A 15,580-nucleotide genomic window follows, 5' to 3' on the forward strand; every position below is an offset into this window, starting at 1 on the left:
GCAAATAAAAAGCCCTTCCCGGTTCTGATGCCGGAAAGGGCGATGGCTGGCGCAGGAAACGCGGTTTAGCGGGCTTTCTTCTGGAACTTCTCAACAGAATCAATGGGTTTGCCAATCAACATCGGTTCCAGGTTACTGTGAGCCTGGCCCTGGCTGTGCATGACAATTCGGTTTGCAGTCCGTGGTTTCACCACTTCCACAATGAAGCGCACCATATCCGCGCGGGTAAGCTTGCTCAACTCCTGTGCCACTTTTTGCCGCTGGTTAAAAGCTTCATCTTTATTGCCGATGCTGACCCAAAAGCGCTGGGCACGGGCTCGCAGATTGGTATCAGGTTCAGAAATCTGGGCAATCAGCCCCTGCTTCGATGCCTGCCACTGCGCTTCATTGAGTTCCAGCAGCACCAGGGCAAACGCATTGGTAAACTCATCGATGGCTTCGAGCAACTGCGTGGGTGCCGCGACAGGGGATTGGATATACAGAATCAGTCCCGGATGACGATTAAGCGGCAGATTGGCGGTGCCAACCATATAACCCAGTTGCTGGCGGGTGCGCAGTTCATGGAAGAAGGTTGACGACATCAGATGATTGGCCAGGGTATAAATCGCAATTTTGCGCGGATTCGTCTGGCGGGACTGGTAATACATCAGCAGCGCCGAATCGGCATGGTCACACTGAACCTCTTTGCGTAGGGTGCCGCAGTTGCCCAGTCTGACCAGCGGACGCTGAGATTCGCCATAAAGTTGATCGGTCACCCGGAATGCATCTTTCAGGATCTCGGCCAGTGCCAGCGCATCGGACTCCAGCCAGTCGCCGTAAATGAAGGTATCAATGTGCAGCTCGGCAAACATGGCTTCCACAAACGCCGGCAGCTCATCCACCGTAATGGTTTCCAGCGCTTCAATCAGCACCGGATAAGGTGGGTTGTGTGGCTGCAGCAGGCCGGTCAGATCATTGAACAGCTGAGAGATCGGCTTATCCTGTGCGGCATTGCGCCAGTTACGCAGCATCTGTGCCTTGATGTTATTGAAGCGATCCTGGTTGAACTCCCGGTTGGCGAAGCGATCCAGCATCAGCTTCAATAGCAGCGGTTGCTTTTCGCTAAAGCCGGATAATTGCAGCGTGACGCCGCCCTGATGGGCATACAGGTTGTAAGACATTCCAGCAATTTCAGCCGGATAGGCCGTTTCATTGATGGCATCGAGCAACATTTCTACGCACAGGCGGGTTTTGACAATGTTGCGGGATGAGCTGACCGCATGCGGACTGTCAATGGCGACATAGACAATCCCTTTCGGCACGCGAAACTCGTGTTCCTGCTTGTACCACAGACGAAAGCCCGGCAGTTCCTGAATCAGTTGTGGCGGCTTGTCGGCACCCGGCTGCAGGGCATGCGGATCGAAACGTTCACTCAGGAACGGGTTGGCTTCCGGTAACTGCATCGATGGATCCGTGTCGGGCTCACGCCATTGTGCCAGTTGCTTGTCGGTAAACGGTGTGACGCTGTACGGGGTGTGGTACCACTGGGCTACCCGGTCATACTCCAGGCCCTGAGCAACCAGCACCAGCCGCATGTTGTCCGGGGTCAGGAAGTCCAGCAGCTCCTGAATCAAAGCCGGTGCGTATTCCGCCATCATGTAATCGCCGTAGATGATATCTTCCGGGGCGTAGTGCAGCAGGTTCATCACCAGGTAGCTGGCGGTATCGAGCGGACGGCTTTTTTCCTGATAGCGGAACGCCATCTCCAGCACCGCCCGTTTTTCCTGATAACGCCATTCATCCAGCCCGCGTTCGCGGATCAGGTTGATGTACTGAAACACTGCCGTCACGATATCGTCCACATGCTCCATCCCGTGTGGGGTCAGGTTCAGGCTAATGGTAAATTCGCGGAAGTTACTGCCGCTGACTCCTCCGCCCGCCGCGAGGGTGTTAATCAGGCCGCTTTTTTTCAGTACGGACATCAGGCTGCCGGTGCCTTCATTTCCCAGCAGGTGAGCAATGTAGGAGAGCGGCTTCTGGCGGTAATAGCCGTCAACCGATGGCAACGCAAAGGACAGGGTCAGTTTGCGGACTTCCTTCAGCGGTTCAATGGCAATGAACTGGCGACTTTCGTTGTCGGTCACCAGTGGCACCGGGATCGGTGTTTTTTGTCGGCCGTTATTGGGGATGTCACTGAAATAGGTGTGGGCAAAAGATGCCAGCTCATCCAGAGATTGCGGGCCCAGCAGCACCAGCCCCATCAGATTGGCAGAGTAATGTTGCTGATAAAACTTCATCAGCTCCGTTCGGACCGGCTTGTTCTGGCGGTCTTCAAGTGTGGTGATGTCCCCGACCGAAAATTTGGCGAACGGGTGGGACGGATTCACGGTTTCTTTATGCACCTGATACAGGCGGCGAACATCGTCACGCAGCTTGAGCTTGTACTCAGAATCGACGGCATTACGTTCTTTATCGACGGCATCTTCATTAAACAGCGGCGCGGTAAAAAACTGCCCGAAGCGATCCAGTCCTTCAGAAAAAGCATGGGGGCTGACTTCAAAAAAATAGGTGGTGTTTTCTGTCCCGGTCCAGGCATTGTTGCTGCCGCCGCTCTGGTTAATAAAGGTCTGAAACTCACCGACACGCGGGTATTTCTCGGTACCGAGAAACAGCATGTGCTCAAGAAAATGTGCCATGCCCTGGCGATCCAGGGGATCGTCAAAATGACCGACTTTCACAGACAAGGCAGCAGCAGAACGTGGGGCTTCTTCATCATGTACCAGTAACACCTTCAGCGAATTCGGTAAGGTGAGATAGCGATACTGCTTAGGGTCATTGGGACTTGTGTGCACGGGGAGCGCCTATTTTTCTGAGGGGAAGTAAAGTAATTATGACGCTCAATAGAGGTGCTGGCAAATGAATCCCAGGTTAATGGGTGAAGAAACAAAAGCTTAGTTGCACTGGGGTTATACGGGGTTCTCTGGGTTTCCAGACTTCTTGTGGACGCGGGGATAACCGAGATCACGTATCGCTCATGCTGTGATGAGAATGTCTGTTTTCGCTGAGGGGTTCTTGCTAGCATAGTCGCAGGTAACCGGAGCGAGTGTCAGCACAGGCGGACAGTGCCCCGGGACCGGATAAGAAGCCTGATTGATCGATTCCACAGAGCCACCAGTAATGACAATTAAAGTGCCGGGGAGTGTCGCCACTGCCGGGAATCGACCGTACTAATGGAAGAATTATGCGAATTTATATCATGCGTCACGGGGAAGCGGAGACATTCGCTTCGTCTGACGCCGAGCGGTCGCTGACCGAACGTGGTGAGCGACTGTCAGCGCAAATGGCTGAACAGCTTGCGCCTCAGCTGACAACTGGCCTGGATCTGGTCTGGGTCAGCCCGTACCTGCGTGCGCAGCAGACCTGGCAGGCGATGGCATCAGCGTTGCCTGAGCCGAAACGTTTGATGGACGTGGAGGAAATCACGCCGTACGGTGACGCTGAGCATGTGGCCGCCTACCTCAAAGCCATGATCACAATTGAGCAGCCGGAGACAGTATTGCTGGTGTCTCACCTGCCATTAGTGGGCTACCTGACCGCAGAGCTGGTGGCCGGCATGCAGCCGCCAATGTTTATTACCTCCTCAATCATCGCGATCGATTTTCTGCCGGAAACCGATGCTGGTGAGTTTTTGTGGCAAGCCAACCCTGAAGGTTAATGGCTCAGTCGGTATCCGGTTATTTTCCTCAAGTTTTTCAGCCGGATGCCGATAGCTCTTTCTATTAGAGCCATCATTTCCTGATTACAAACCACCATGAAAATAAAACCATCTTTGATTTTGGGGACTGTGTTGTTAGCAGGTTGTGCTAACACGTCCTCGGGGCCGGGGATTCACGCAAATGGCGCCATTAAATGGGCCAATGGTGTGACCGAAGAAATGCACATTTCAGCGTCAGGCAGCAGTCTGACCTTTGCCGCCCCACCGAGCCTGTTCCGTTCCGAAGGCATTGCCATTTTTTCCCGGATTGACAGCGCCCGAAACGGTAACTGCGAGCATTATTACAGTGAGCAGGCGATGAAAACCCGAATGCAGATTTGTGATAACGGGGAAGTGGTGTTGATTGTGGAAGGCAAAGTGGCGAACGTCGGAGCCATGGCGCGCTACACTTATTAACGAGTTACACCTATTAACCGCGCTACACTTACCTAACCAATATTTTGTGGGCTTGGAGCGTTTAATAGCCCGTCATGCTTAATATGGATAGGAGAGATGAGGGCAAGGCAAGGGGCAAACCTTACCTTGTGGCTCCTTGGCGGCGAAATCCTGCTGAGCAAAGGCAGAAGAGGGCTATTTTTCCGGAATATCCAGCAGGACCAGCAGGGCACCATCGCCCCCAAATTCCAGCGGGGCCTGATGAAATGCCAGAACATCGGGATGCTGGGCGAGCCAAAGTGGCGTTTTTTGTTTCAAAATGTGTTTGCCAATCCCGTGCATCACGCAACAGCAGGTGATGTCTTCTTTCAGACACGCAGCTATCATGGCAGCAAGTTCGCGTTTGGCTTCCCGCTGTGTCATGCCATGCATATCAAGGTACATGTCCGGAACATAGACGCCGCGGCGGAGTTTTTTGACTTCGTATTTAGACACCCCTGTACGGGCATAATGGGTCGGCCCGTTTTCATTCAGGTGCGGTTCGAACTCATCGGAAAAATAAAATTCGTGATTTTGTGCTTCTTTTGTAGAGACTTTCGGCGTATCCGACTTTGTGATCTGTCGGCGTGGCGCGATTATGGTATCATTTGATATCTTTTTTACGCCCTTAACCGCTTCCTGGAAGAGTGCAAAATCGTCATCCAGGTTAAAATCTTTTTTGCTCATACTGAATTTCCAACAACTTTATAGCGGTATTGTAGCGCCATTCGGAGGCTATTTTGGATAAGATTTTTGTCGACGAAGCCGTCAACGAATTACACACATTGCAGGACATGCTACGTTGGACGGTCAGCCGTTTCAATGCTGCTGGTCTTTTTTACGGTCATGGTACCGATAACGCCTGGGATGAAGCGGTGCAGCTGGTGCTGCCTACGCTTTACCTGCCACTGGATATTCCGTCGGAAGTCCGCTTTTCCCGCCTGACAAGCAGTGAACGTCACCGTATTGTTGAGCGTGTGATCCGCCGTATTAACGAGCGGACACCGGTCGCTTACCTGACGAACAAAGCCTGGTTCTGCGGCATGGAGTTCTTCGTGGATGAGCGTGTGCTGGTGCCGCGTTCGCCAATCGGTGAACTGATCGAAAACCACTTCGAACCGTTCCTGAAAGAACGTCCGACCCGCATTATGGACCTGTGCACCGGTTCCGGCTGTATTGGTATTGCCTGTGCGCACATGTTCCCGGAAGCGGAAGTTGATATTGTTGATATTTCAACTGACGCGCTGGCGGTGGCAGAACAAAACATTCAGGATCACGGCCTGGAGCAGCAAGTAATCCCACTTCGTTCGGATCTGCTGCGTGATGTACCAAAAGACAAATACGACCTGATCGTGACGAACCCACCTTACGTGGATCAGGAAGACATGGATAACCTGCCGGAAGAATTCCGTCATGAACCGGAGCTGGGTCTGGCGGCCGGTACTGACGGCCTGAAACTGGTGCGTCGTATTCTGGCAAATGCGCCGGATTACCTGAAAGATGACGGTATTCTGATTTGTGAAGTAGGTAATTCCATGATCCATATGGAAGAGCAGTACCCGCATATTCCGTTTACCTGGATCGAATTTGAAAACGGCGGCCACGGTGTGTTCATGATGACCCGTGATGAACTGCTGGCCTGTAAAGACGATTTCTCGCTTTACCGCGACTAATTGGTCTGGTTTACGCAATAAAAAAACCGAAGCACTGGCTTCGGTTTTTTTATTTGATTCGGTGGTGAAAGGAGCGCGTTTGATCGCTTTTTTCACCGGGGAAGGCATTTTATGCCCGTCCGGCCGGTTTTAGGCCTGACCCGAACTCTGCTTGCGTTCCAACTCGGCCATAATGGCTGCCTGGTTAGTCTGGTACTCATCAAGACCGGCTTTACGCAGATCGCATGACGGGCACTGGCCGCAGCCATCACCAATAATGCCGTTGTAGCAGGTCAGGGTTTTCTCACGTACAAAATTCAGTTGGCTGTACTGGTCGGCCAGCGCCCAGGTTTCAGCTTTATTCAGCCACATCAGCGGCGTTTCGATGCGCAACGGACGATCCATACCCAGCACCAGAGACTGGTTAAGGGATTTCACAAACTCATCACGGCAGTCCGGGTAACCGGAAAAATCGGTTTCACACACCCCGGTGATTACTGCTTCGGCGCCGATTTGGTAAGCATAAATGCCTGCCAGCGTCAGAAACAGGATATTGCGGCCCGGTACAAACGAGTTTGGCAGTCCGTTGGCCTGCAGTTCATGAGAGACTGGAATGTTATCGCGTGTCAGTGAACTGATCGCCAGCTCATTCAGCAAGCCGACATCCATCACTTTGTGGGCGGTGACACCCAGCTCACGGCAGACAGATTCTGCCACTTCAATTTCCAGTTTATGGCGCTGACCATAATCAAAGGTCAGGCAGTGGACTTCATCGTATTGGGCCATGGCCTGGATCAGGCAGGTCGTGGAATCTTGACCGCCACTAAATACAACTACGGCTTTGCGCATGTCTATTTCCTATTTCAGATTCTTACCGAAAAACAGTCGGTAGGTGCTATCAACAAGATAGACCAACAGCAGGTTCTCTATTGGCATCGCCATGCTACCGTAGAGGCTGGCTTGAGGAAAGAGGAAAGAAACCGGTAAGGTGCTGGCAAACCGTGCCGTTTGATAACAAAAAGTCAGCCGCAGGGGCTGACTTTTGAGTGAGGTTTATCGCATGTCAGCGATGGTGCGAATGCAGTGGCCGTGGATTTAAATCAGCTGACCGGTCTGTTCAAATTGCTCCAGCTGCGCCAGATAGCCTGAGATGTCACCGATATGTTCCCGGACCCACTCGCTGTTGAAGTAGGTATCAAGGTAGCGTTCACCACTGTCACACAGCAAGGTCACGATCGAGCCGGTTTCGCCCCGTGCTTTCATTTCGCACGCCAGCTGCAATACCCCGTACAGGTTTGTGCCGGTAGAGGCACCGGCTTTACGACCCAGCAGTTTCTCCAGCCAGTGTACGGTAGCAATACTGGCGGCATCCGGAATAGTGCGCATTTCATCCACCACATCCGGAATAAAGCTCGGTTCCACCCGAGGGCGCCCGATACCTTCAATGCGGCTGCCAGTGGTGCCTTTCAGGGACAGATCACGAGTCCGGTAATACTGATGGAAAACCGAGTTTTCCGGATCCACCACACACAGTTGAGTCGGTTGTTTCTGGTAGCGCAGGTAACGGCCAATGGTCGCCGAAGTACCGCCGGTCCCCGGGCTCATCACAATCCAGCTTGGCACCGGGTGCTCTTCCAGTTTCATCTGCTCAAAAATACTGTTGGCGATATTGTTGTTCCCGCGCCAGTCAGTGGCACGTTCGGCATAAGTGAACTGATCCATGTAATGGCCGTTCAGCTCCTCAGCCAGGCGGCGTGATTCATCGTAAATCTCGCAAGGATTGTCGACGAAATGCGCTTTACCGCCGTAAAACTCGATCTGCTCAATTTTCTTACGGGCAGTACGGCGTGGCACCACTGCAATAAAAGGTAGGCCCAGCAGGCGGGCAAAATATGCCTCAGAAACGGCTGTGCTACCGGAAGATGACTCAATGATTGGCGTATCTTTGCCAATCCAGCCATTGCACAGCGCGTACAGGAACAGCGAGCGTGCCAGACGGTGTTTCAAACTGCCGGTCGGATGCGTGCTTTCATCTTTCAGGTAAATATCAATGCCTTCCAGAACAGGCAGTTCCAGTTTAATGAGGTGGGTATCAGCCGAGCGCTGAAAATCCGCTTCAATTTTACGGATGGCGGTGCTGATCCATTGGGCATCGTTACGCATGGGGGAATCCTTCTGACTACGCGGGTCTACTGCAATTGATATAGTCATAATCTAATCCCAAAACAGGAAAAATTCTTTGCTATATTTACTCTAAAAATGCTATCAAAGAGAAAATTTTTCTATCTAACTTATTTTTATGAGTAAAGTATTACCTTCTCTGGATGAAACCGATCGTACCTTGCTCCGAATGCTGCAAGATGACAGCACATTATCACTGGCGGAACTGGCAGAAGCTGTGAATCTGACCACGACTCCTTGCTGGAAACGGCTGCGCAGGCTGGAGGAAAACGGCGTATTGCGGCAGCGGGTTGCTCTGCTGGATCCGGCCAAGCTCGGCTTGTCCTTCACCGCGTTCGTGCAAATCAAAACCAGTAACCATTCCAGGGAGTGGTATCACTGTTTTGTAGAGACGGTTACGGAATTTCCTGAAGTGACCGAGTTCTACCGTATGGCCGGTGATTACGATTATCTGATGAAGGTGCAGGTGGCTGATATGGCCGCGTTTGATCAGTTTTACAAGAAGCTGGTAAACAGTATTGAGGGGCTGACCAAAGTGACCTCGACATTTGCGATGGAGCCGTTGAAATATACGACTGCTTTGCCGCTTTAATCCCCTGTACAAAAAAGCATATTCGCCCTGTTTTCTATAAGATTGCAGCCAATCGCAGGGTTTTTTATAAACAGCACTCTAGTTGGTTGAATTATATCCGTTTTCTCAGATAATAATTCTGTTCTCATTGTGTTTTCTTACAGTGTGCCGGCTTTCTTCGTCGGCCCTTCTTTACGCAGTGCATGGATGCGTATCTCGTCTTCTGAGTTTGTCTTACAGGGCAATTGCTGCTCTGACCAACTTTGATTCATCATAAATGAAGGCATTGCCTGTTTCTGTGGAGGGACTATGCAGGTTTTCTGGCAGCTGAGATGGTATTTCCGCCAGCAATGGCGCCGTTACGGCGGCGCTATCGGTATTCTGATCCTGGTTTCTTTGTTTGAGCTGTTACCGCCCCGGGCGATCGGTTGGATTGTCGATGACGTGGTGGCCGGAGAAATGAGCCTGACCGTCATGTTTGGCTGGCTGGGTGGTTTGGTCGCGATTTGGTTTTTTGTGTATTTTTTGCGCATCATCTGGCGGGTCTGGCTGTTTGGTGCGGCTGCAGAGATGGGCACCGTGCTGCGCAATCGCCTGTATAAACATTTCTCTTTTCACCCTCCGGTGTTTTTTGAACGTCATAAAACCGGGGACCTGATGGCCCGTTCAACCAATGACGTCAACGCCGTAGTAATGACCGCCGGGGAAGGGGTGCTGACCGCGGCGGATTCCCTGATCACCGGCATCGCGGTGTTGTTCGTCATGACCACGATGCTGAGCTGGGAGCTAACCTTGCTGGCACTGGCACCTATGCCTCTGATGGCGATAGCGGTGTTCTTTCTCGGACGTCAGTTGCACAGCCGCTTTTCAGCGTCTCAGGCCGCTTTTTCGGATCTGATGGACAAAACGCAGGAAAGTCTGAATGGGGTGCGAATGATTCGGGCATTTGGCCTGGAGAAACGTCAGCAGGCAGACTTTGCGGCCGTGACAGATTTTGTCGGGGATAAAAACCTCGGCGTCGCACGGGTGGATGCCAAGTTTGACCCGGTGATCCAGCTGGCGATTGGGATGTCTTTCTTCCTCAGCATCGCCGGCGGTGCTTACATGGTTCACCACGACCGGTTGTCACTCGGCGATTTAACGGCCTTTACCCTGTATCAGGGACTGATGATCTGGCCGATGCTGGCAATGGCCTGGCTGTTCAATATTCTGGAGCGCGGCTCCGCCGCCTGGAACCGTCTGAAGCAGCTGTTTGATCAGCATCCGGAGATAGTCAGCGGTGAGCAGCAACTGACTAAACAACGGCAACCTCTGCAGGTGGCGATCTCGCAATTTTACTGGCCGGAGCAAAAACAACCTGCGTTGGCGGATGTGTCATTCACCTTGGAAAGCGGCAAGATGCTGGGGCTGGCAGGGCCGATTGGCAGTGGTAAATCGACGTTGCTTGCCTTGTTACTGCGTCAGCAGGAGCTGACCGATGGCACGATTCATTATGGCGACGTTGCCCTGCGCGAAGCCAATCTTGATCAGTGGCGCAGCCGGTTTGCTGTGGTTAGCCAGACTCCGTTCCTGTTCTCGCGCTCGATTGCAGATAATATCGCATTGGGTCGGCCGGAGGCTTCGATGGCACAAATTCGGGCGGCGGCGGAAGCGGCGTGTATCGACAGCGACATCATGCAGTTTCCGGAAGGGTATCAGACGCTGGTGGGGGAAAAGGGGATCACCCTGTCTGGTGGTCAGAAGCAACGGATCGCCATCGCTCGGGCGCTGTTGCTCGATGCCGAGATTTTGATCCTTGATGATGCCCTGTCTGCGGTCGATGGCAAAACCGAGCATCGAATCCTGACCAATTTACGCCAGCAGCGCGGTAAAACGGTCATTGTGATTGCCCACCGCCTGACGGCGCTGGAAGAGGCCGACATGATTCTGGTGTTACAGCAGGGCAGGGTTGCCGAGCAGGGGACGCATTCCTCCTTAATCAAGGAAGAGAACTGGTATGCCGAAATGTATCGCTACCAGAAACTAGAGCAGGCCATTGAGGAGGCGTAATGGCAGATCAGGCAACAAATACGCGTATTATCCGGCGCTTGCTAAGCTACGCGCTGGCAGACAAAAAAAAGCTGGGAGTGGCCATGGGTCTGCTGCTGGCTGCCACGATAGCCGATGTGTCAGGCCCTTGGTTAATCCAGCATTTCATTGATAACAACATCGCGAGAGATGACTTCCCGGTTAAGGAGGTCGTCCTGCTGGCTGTGACCTATGTGGTGCTGAATATCGCCACCGCCTGGTTCCGTTACCAGCAAGCCATGCGTTTTAACCAGATTGCAATTGGCGTGGTGCAGACGATCCGCAAGCAGCTGTTTGGCCGGATCCTCAACCAGCCGCTTGCGGCATTTGATTACATGCCGTCCGGTAAGTTGATCTCACGGATCACCAATGACACGGAATCGATCAAAGATTTTTATGTCCATGTTATTGGCACTGTGATGAAGAACGTGGCGCTGGTGTCTGTCATGGTTGTGGTCATGAGTATGATTAGCTGGCGACTGACCGTGGTGGTGCTGATCCTGTTGCCGATTGTGGTTGGCATCATGGTGCTGTACCAGCGGAAAAGCGCCGCGGCGTATCGCCGGATGCGGGATCTGCTGACTGATATCAATGCCGCGATGAGCGAAACCATTCAGGGGATGAGTCTGGTTCAGTTGATGCGCCAGGAAAAAGCGTTTTATCAGCAGTTCTCTGAACTGACCGAGCAACATCTGGATGCGCAGATCGGTGTGACTAAACTCAATGGCTTTTTGCTGCGTCCGCTGATCGACTTTCTCTCCGGGGTGGCATTGATTTCTCTGGTGGCCGTGTTCGGCGTCAGTGGGGTGGAGCTGATCGGGGTGGGGGTCTTGTATGCTTTCATCAGTTATCTAGGACGGGTGACCGAGCCGCTGATCGAACTGACTCAACAGCTGTCTTTGTTGCAGCAGGCGCTGGTCGCCAGTGAGCGGATCTTCGGATTCATTGATGCTCCGCAGCAGCAGTATGGGAAGGATGAGAACGCTCTTCGTAGTGGTGTATTAACTTGTCAGGATCTGACATTCAGTTACGACGGCAAGCAGAACGTGCTGGAGAATATCCAGGTGACCTTGCCTCATCGCGGCTTTCTGGCTCTGGTCGGGCATACCGGAAGCGGTAAGAGTACGCTGGCATCGCTAATGATGGGATTTTACCCGGCAACGCAGGGGCAGGTGCTGCTGGATGAACGGCCATTGGACAGTTTGTCTCACGCGGTACTGCGTGAGGGAATTGCGATGGTGCAACAGGATCCGCATATCCTGAGTGATAGCGTTCGCGAGAATATCACACTGGGACGAACCCTGACGCTTCTTGAAGGACAAACAGCCGATGAGCAACTCTGGGGAGCCCTTGAGCAGGTCGGTCTGGCGGAGCAGGTGCGTCAGTACAGCGAGGGGCTGGATACCATTCTTGGCAGCGGTGGGGCCAGTTTATCGGCTGGTCAGAAACAGTTGCTGGCGCTGGCTCGGGTGCTGGTGGCTAAGCCGAAAATCCTGATTCTGGATGAGGCGACCGCCAATATTGACTCCGGTACGGAGCAGCATATTCAGCAGGCTCTGGATAAGCTGCGTCAGGACATGAGTATCGTGGTGATTGCCCACCGGTTGTCGACCATCATGGAGGCTGATGAAATCCTGGTGCTGAGTCATGGCCATGTGACAGAGCGCGGCACCCACCGAGATCTGCTAATGCAGCAAGGTCATTACTGGCAAATGTATCAGTTGCAGCAGGCCGGCGAGCACTTGCAGCAATTGGAAGCGGAAAGTCAGGACAGTTGTGCCGAGACCCGAATGGGCGCATAAGCGCTTTTGCCGGAATCGCAAGCATATGCGATGGGTGGAATTAACTATTGATAGCAACTGAAAAACGTAAGGCGGCTTGTGAGCCGCCTTTTCTTTATTCTTCTTCTTTTGTTTTTGCGCCGTTTCTGTATGTTGACGCTCTCATATTGCGTGGTCTACCTGACTGACTACGCCTTGTGGGGGTTATGCCAGGATCACGATTTGCCGGTGTGGCGCATCAAGCCTTCCTGTACTGCGGAAGCGACCAGTTCCCCTTTCTGGTTGAAGATCTCACCACGGACAAAGCCGCGGGCACCACTGGCCGACGGACTTTCAATCGCGTAAAGCAACCACTCATCCATGCGAAACGGACGGTGATACCACATGGAATGGTCAATGGTGGCCACTTTCATGCGCGGAGAAAATAACGTTACGCCATGCGGTTGCAAAGCGGTGACCAAAAATCCCCAGTCAGAGGCATAAGCCAGCAAGTACTGGTGAATACGTGGGTCGTCCGGCATTTCTCCGTTAGCTTTAATCCATAGATATTGTTTGGCCTCGGTTGGTTTCGGATCCAGCGGATTGATGACGTTGGCCGGACGAACTTCAATCGGGCGCTCACGGCCAAATGTATCCAGAGCCGCTTTCGGCAGCAGGTGCGCAATCTCGTGCACCAGTTCCCGTTCCGATTTCAGGGTGTCAAAAGAAGGAACCTGCGGCATCTCGGCCTGGTGGCTGAATCCTTCTTCCTCGATTTGGTAAGACGCGGTGATATAGAAAATCGGGCGGCCATACTGAATCGCTTTTACGCGGCGGGTGCTGAAGCTAACGCCATCGCGCAGGGTTTCCACATCATAAATAATAGGTTTGTGCGGATCGCCCGGGCGCAGGAAGTAACTGTGGAAAGAATGTACCTGGCGATCCTCTTCGACCGTTTCTTTGGCGGCGGACAGAGCTTGCCCGAGAACTTGGCCACCATATACCTGTGGTAAGCCTAAATGCTCACTTTGGCCACGGAATAATCCCTGCTCAATCTGTTCGAGCTGTAACAGATTGAGAAGTTCATTCAGCTCTTTACTCATCGGATCTCCCAAAATCATGTTATGCTTGCGCCCGCTCATACCTGATTGGCTTCAAGTATGGGCTGAAAACGCGGTATCTCTTTTAAAGATATCAATTTTGTTAAATGATAAATGATAAATCATCTGATTTAGTATTGAATTTACGGACTTGTCACAGAACCTACCGACAAGTTTCGACAGGAGACACTATGAAAAAGGTTTTTGCGCTGATTACGGTATTGATTACCGCATTGGTCATTTCAGCGTGTACCACCCTGGTACAGAAGGACGCCGATATGGAACAAGTGACAGGGACCTTGATGTATCGTGAACGTATTGCGCTACCGGCAGATGCCCGCATTACTGTTACGCTATCTGATGTGTCAAAGATGGATGCTCCGGCCGAAGTAATTAGCCGCCAATCATTCCTGGCCGACGGCAAGCAAGTGCCTTTTGCTTTTGAACTGAACTTCGACCGTACTGAAATCGACCCTCGCTTTACTTATGCAGTAAGCGCGCGTATTGAAGTTGACGGTAAGCTGATGTTTATCACGGATACAGCCAATCACGTGATCACTGACCCGCAACAAACGAAAAAACTGGAACTGATGCTGATTCGTACGCGTTAATTCGACGCGCAATCACCGTCCGTCCCATCGGTATCTCGCAAGTCGGATTTTTCCGGCTTGCGACACCTCTATCCCTTCTTCCAGTAACTTGTTTCTTTGCCGCACTAAATCTTCCCCTTTCAGAGAAATCTCTCCTTTCGCATTAATCACGCGATGCCAGGGAAGAGCAGACCCCTCCGGCAGTGACCCCATCAGACGGCCAACATGGCGCGCATAACCGGGGTAACCCGCAAAACGTGCAATATCCCCGTAGGTTGAGACTTTTCCGTATGGAATTTGGTGAACCTGGCTATAGATTTGACTTGCGAAATCGTCCATATTTATATCTGTGCCATATAAAGGTTGATAGTTGCGCTATAATTGATTGATTTCCTTGCGACTATCAGAAACGCAAGGAGGTGCTGCCATGTTGTATGCCGCGTTGCTTGTTGTGGTCAGCATTATGTTGACCGTTGTTGGTGTTAGTGCGCTGGGGCAGAGTCAGGGAGAACTTCCGGCATTGGCGCTGGCGATTCCCGCGTTGTGGTTGTTGCCACAAGGTGGTGTGTCTGCTTGGTTGTTATTAATTGGGCTCGGCTCCTATGGTGTCGTGTTACAGGATCAGCCCCTGGCACTTTCCATCAGTTTGTTCATGATGTTACCTGTTTTTGCTGTCAGCTTCTCCCCTAAAGGCTCCTGGCAACTGGCGACACTGTTGATTTCTATCGTGCTGGCCATGGACATTGGTCTGATGGCATTGCAGGGCGAAGGAAAACTGATCGGTAGTCCGGCTCATACCATTGTTCAGATTATCGCTGTGCTCGTGATTTGGGTCGCGGTGCGTAGCTGGCGTCCCGTTAACGGGAATACTTGGTGGCCGCTGTTTTTGGTGTTTCCGCTTTGGGTGGGGGGGATGGAGTACGCCGCACTGGTCGCACTCTGTATTACCGGGCTGATTGCATCGCTTCAGGGAATGCAAAAAAGCCAGCTAAAAGATTTGGCTCCCCGTATGATCTGGATTCTGCCGGCCATCGGCTTTGCGACATTGGTGCTGACGCCTTGGCTGGATGTCCCTAACCCGGTATTGGTGTCGTGGTTACTGATTTTGGGCGGGGCATTGCTGGGCGAATACCTCTTAGAAGATCCAGAAGAAGAAGTCTGAGGCCGCGGTTTGGCGGCCGTTTGTCAGGAACTACCCGAAATACGGGGTTTTGGGTGATAATTAAGCACTTGGCGTTGTTGGGGGATCACAGAGCTTGCATTCCAATCATGCATGGCTGATAATCATCCCGTTCTCGCGACAAGATAACGATTTTGTTCGAGATAACGAATCTATGGAGGCCCTGCTGGTCCTCCCGCAACACTAGTTTGTGAACTCGGTCAGGCCCGGAAGGGAGCAGCCGCAGCAAATGACGTGTGTGCCGGGATGTGGCTGGTGGGGCTTCCACCCATCTGAAGCTTTGTAGTTTGCACCATAAGCCTGCATATCTT

General features: G+C 52.4%; 14 protein-coding genes and 1 other RNA gene. 9 read left to right on the forward strand and 6 right to left on the reverse strand.

The window, feature by feature from the left end; all coding sequences use genetic code 11:
- Positions 1–65 precede the first annotated feature (65 nt).
- Positions 66–2,831 (reverse strand): insulinase family protein, encoded by a 2,766-nt coding sequence (locus C9I92_RS10625; protein WP_047887364.1) that lies wholly within the window; start codon positions 2,829–2,831, stop codon positions 66–68.
- A 389-nt stretch (positions 2,832–3,220) separates the two neighbouring features.
- Here C9I92_RS10625 and sixA point away from each other — a divergent pair, with 389 nt between their 5' ends.
- Together sixA and C9I92_RS10635 are read left to right on the forward strand one after the other, a co-directional pair.
- Positions 3,221–3,694, forward strand: a complete 474-nt coding sequence (gene sixA, locus C9I92_RS10630) for a phosphohistidine phosphatase SixA (protein WP_047887363.1) — start codon at positions 3,221–3,223, stop codon at positions 3,692–3,694.
- 96 nt (positions 3,695–3,790) lie between these two features.
- Positions 3,791–4,150, forward strand: a complete 360-nt coding sequence (locus C9I92_RS10635) for a hypothetical protein (protein ID WP_047887362.1) — start codon at positions 3,791–3,793, stop codon at positions 4,148–4,150.
- Positions 4,151–4,324: 174 nt separating this feature from the next.
- Here the strand turns inward: C9I92_RS10635 and smrB are convergent, their stop codons facing one another.
- A complete protein-coding gene (smrB, locus tag C9I92_RS10640) occupies positions 4,325–4,855 on the reverse strand; it encodes an endonuclease SmrB (RefSeq protein WP_047887361.1) in 531 nt (176 codons plus the stop codon).
- 53 nt (positions 4,856–4,908) lie between these two features.
- On the opposite strand from smrB, the gene prmB reads away from it, so the two are divergent.
- Entirely contained in the window at positions 4,909–5,841 is a 933-nt protein-coding gene (gene prmB / locus C9I92_RS10645) for a 50S ribosomal protein L3 N(5)-glutamine methyltransferase (RefSeq protein WP_047887360.1), read from the forward strand.
- A gap of 129 nt (positions 5,842–5,970) precedes the next feature.
- On the opposite strand, the gene queC is transcribed toward prmB, so the two are convergent.
- Together queC and C9I92_RS10655 are read right to left on the reverse strand one after the other, a co-directional pair.
- The gene (gene queC / locus C9I92_RS10650; protein WP_047887359.1) at positions 5,971–6,669 is read right to left on the reverse strand and encodes a 7-cyano-7-deazaguanine synthase QueC; all 699 of its coding nucleotides are present in this window, start codon (positions 6,667–6,669) and stop codon (positions 5,971–5,973) included.
- A gap of 246 nt (positions 6,670–6,915) precedes the next feature.
- On the reverse strand, positions 6,916–7,983 hold the full coding sequence (locus C9I92_RS10655; RefSeq protein WP_047887358.1) for a PLP-dependent cysteine synthase family protein: 1,068 nt from the start codon (positions 7,981–7,983) through the stop codon (positions 6,916–6,918).
- A gap of 136 nt (positions 7,984–8,119) precedes the next feature.
- On the opposite strand from C9I92_RS10655, the gene C9I92_RS10660 reads away from it, so the two are divergent.
- The 3 genes from C9I92_RS10660 to C9I92_RS10670 all read left to right on the forward strand — a co-directional run bounded on the left by C9I92_RS10660 (position 8,120) and on the right by C9I92_RS10670 (position 12,441).
- The gene (locus C9I92_RS10660) at positions 8,120–8,593 is read left to right on the forward strand and encodes an Lrp/AsnC family transcriptional regulator (protein ID WP_047887357.1); all 474 of its coding nucleotides are present in this window, start codon (positions 8,120–8,122) and stop codon (positions 8,591–8,593) included.
- Between the two features lie 288 nt (positions 8,594–8,881).
- A complete protein-coding gene (locus C9I92_RS10665; protein ID WP_047887356.1) occupies positions 8,882–10,621 on the forward strand; it encodes an ABC transporter transmembrane domain-containing protein in 1,740 nt (579 codons plus the stop codon).
- Positions 10,621–12,441, forward strand: coding sequence for a SmdB family multidrug efflux ABC transporter permease/ATP-binding protein (locus C9I92_RS10670; protein ID WP_047887355.1), 1,821 nt, complete (start codon positions 10,621–10,623; stop codon positions 12,439–12,441). Before C9I92_RS10665 ends, C9I92_RS10670 begins: the two co-directional genes overlap by 1 nt.
- A gap of 194 nt (positions 12,442–12,635) precedes the next feature.
- Here C9I92_RS10670 and tesB read toward each other — a convergent pair whose 3' ends face one another.
- Positions 12,636–13,502, reverse strand: coding sequence for an acyl-CoA thioesterase II (gene tesB, locus C9I92_RS10675; RefSeq protein WP_047887354.1), 867 nt, complete (start codon positions 13,500–13,502; stop codon positions 12,636–12,638).
- Positions 13,503–13,690: 188 nt separating this feature from the next.
- Between tesB and C9I92_RS10680 the strand changes: the two genes are divergently transcribed.
- A complete protein-coding gene (locus C9I92_RS10680) occupies positions 13,691–14,110 on the forward strand; it encodes a YbaY family lipoprotein (RefSeq protein WP_047887353.1) in 420 nt (139 codons plus the stop codon).
- A 12-nt stretch (positions 14,111–14,122) separates the two neighbouring features.
- On the opposite strand, the gene C9I92_RS10685 is transcribed toward C9I92_RS10680, so the two are convergent.
- Positions 14,123–14,428 (reverse strand): MGMT family protein, encoded by a 306-nt coding sequence (locus tag C9I92_RS10685; protein WP_047887352.1) that lies wholly within the window; start codon positions 14,426–14,428, stop codon positions 14,123–14,125.
- 88 nt (positions 14,429–14,516) lie between these two features.
- Here C9I92_RS10685 and C9I92_RS10690 point away from each other — a divergent pair, with 88 nt between their 5' ends.
- Entirely contained in the window at positions 14,517–15,251 is a 735-nt protein-coding gene (locus C9I92_RS10690; protein WP_047887351.1) for a VP0952 family biofilm-associated protein, read from the forward strand.
- Positions 15,252–15,433: 182 nt separating this feature from the next.
- An RNA gene (gene ffs / locus C9I92_RS10695) (signal recognition particle sRNA small type) lies at positions 15,434–15,530 on the forward strand.
- Positions 15,531–15,580: the final 50 nt, after the last annotated feature.

This window comes from Photobacterium ganghwense (assembly GCF_003025595.1).
GTDB classification, from domain to species: domain Bacteria; phylum Pseudomonadota; class Gammaproteobacteria; order Enterobacterales; family Vibrionaceae; genus Photobacterium; species Photobacterium ganghwense.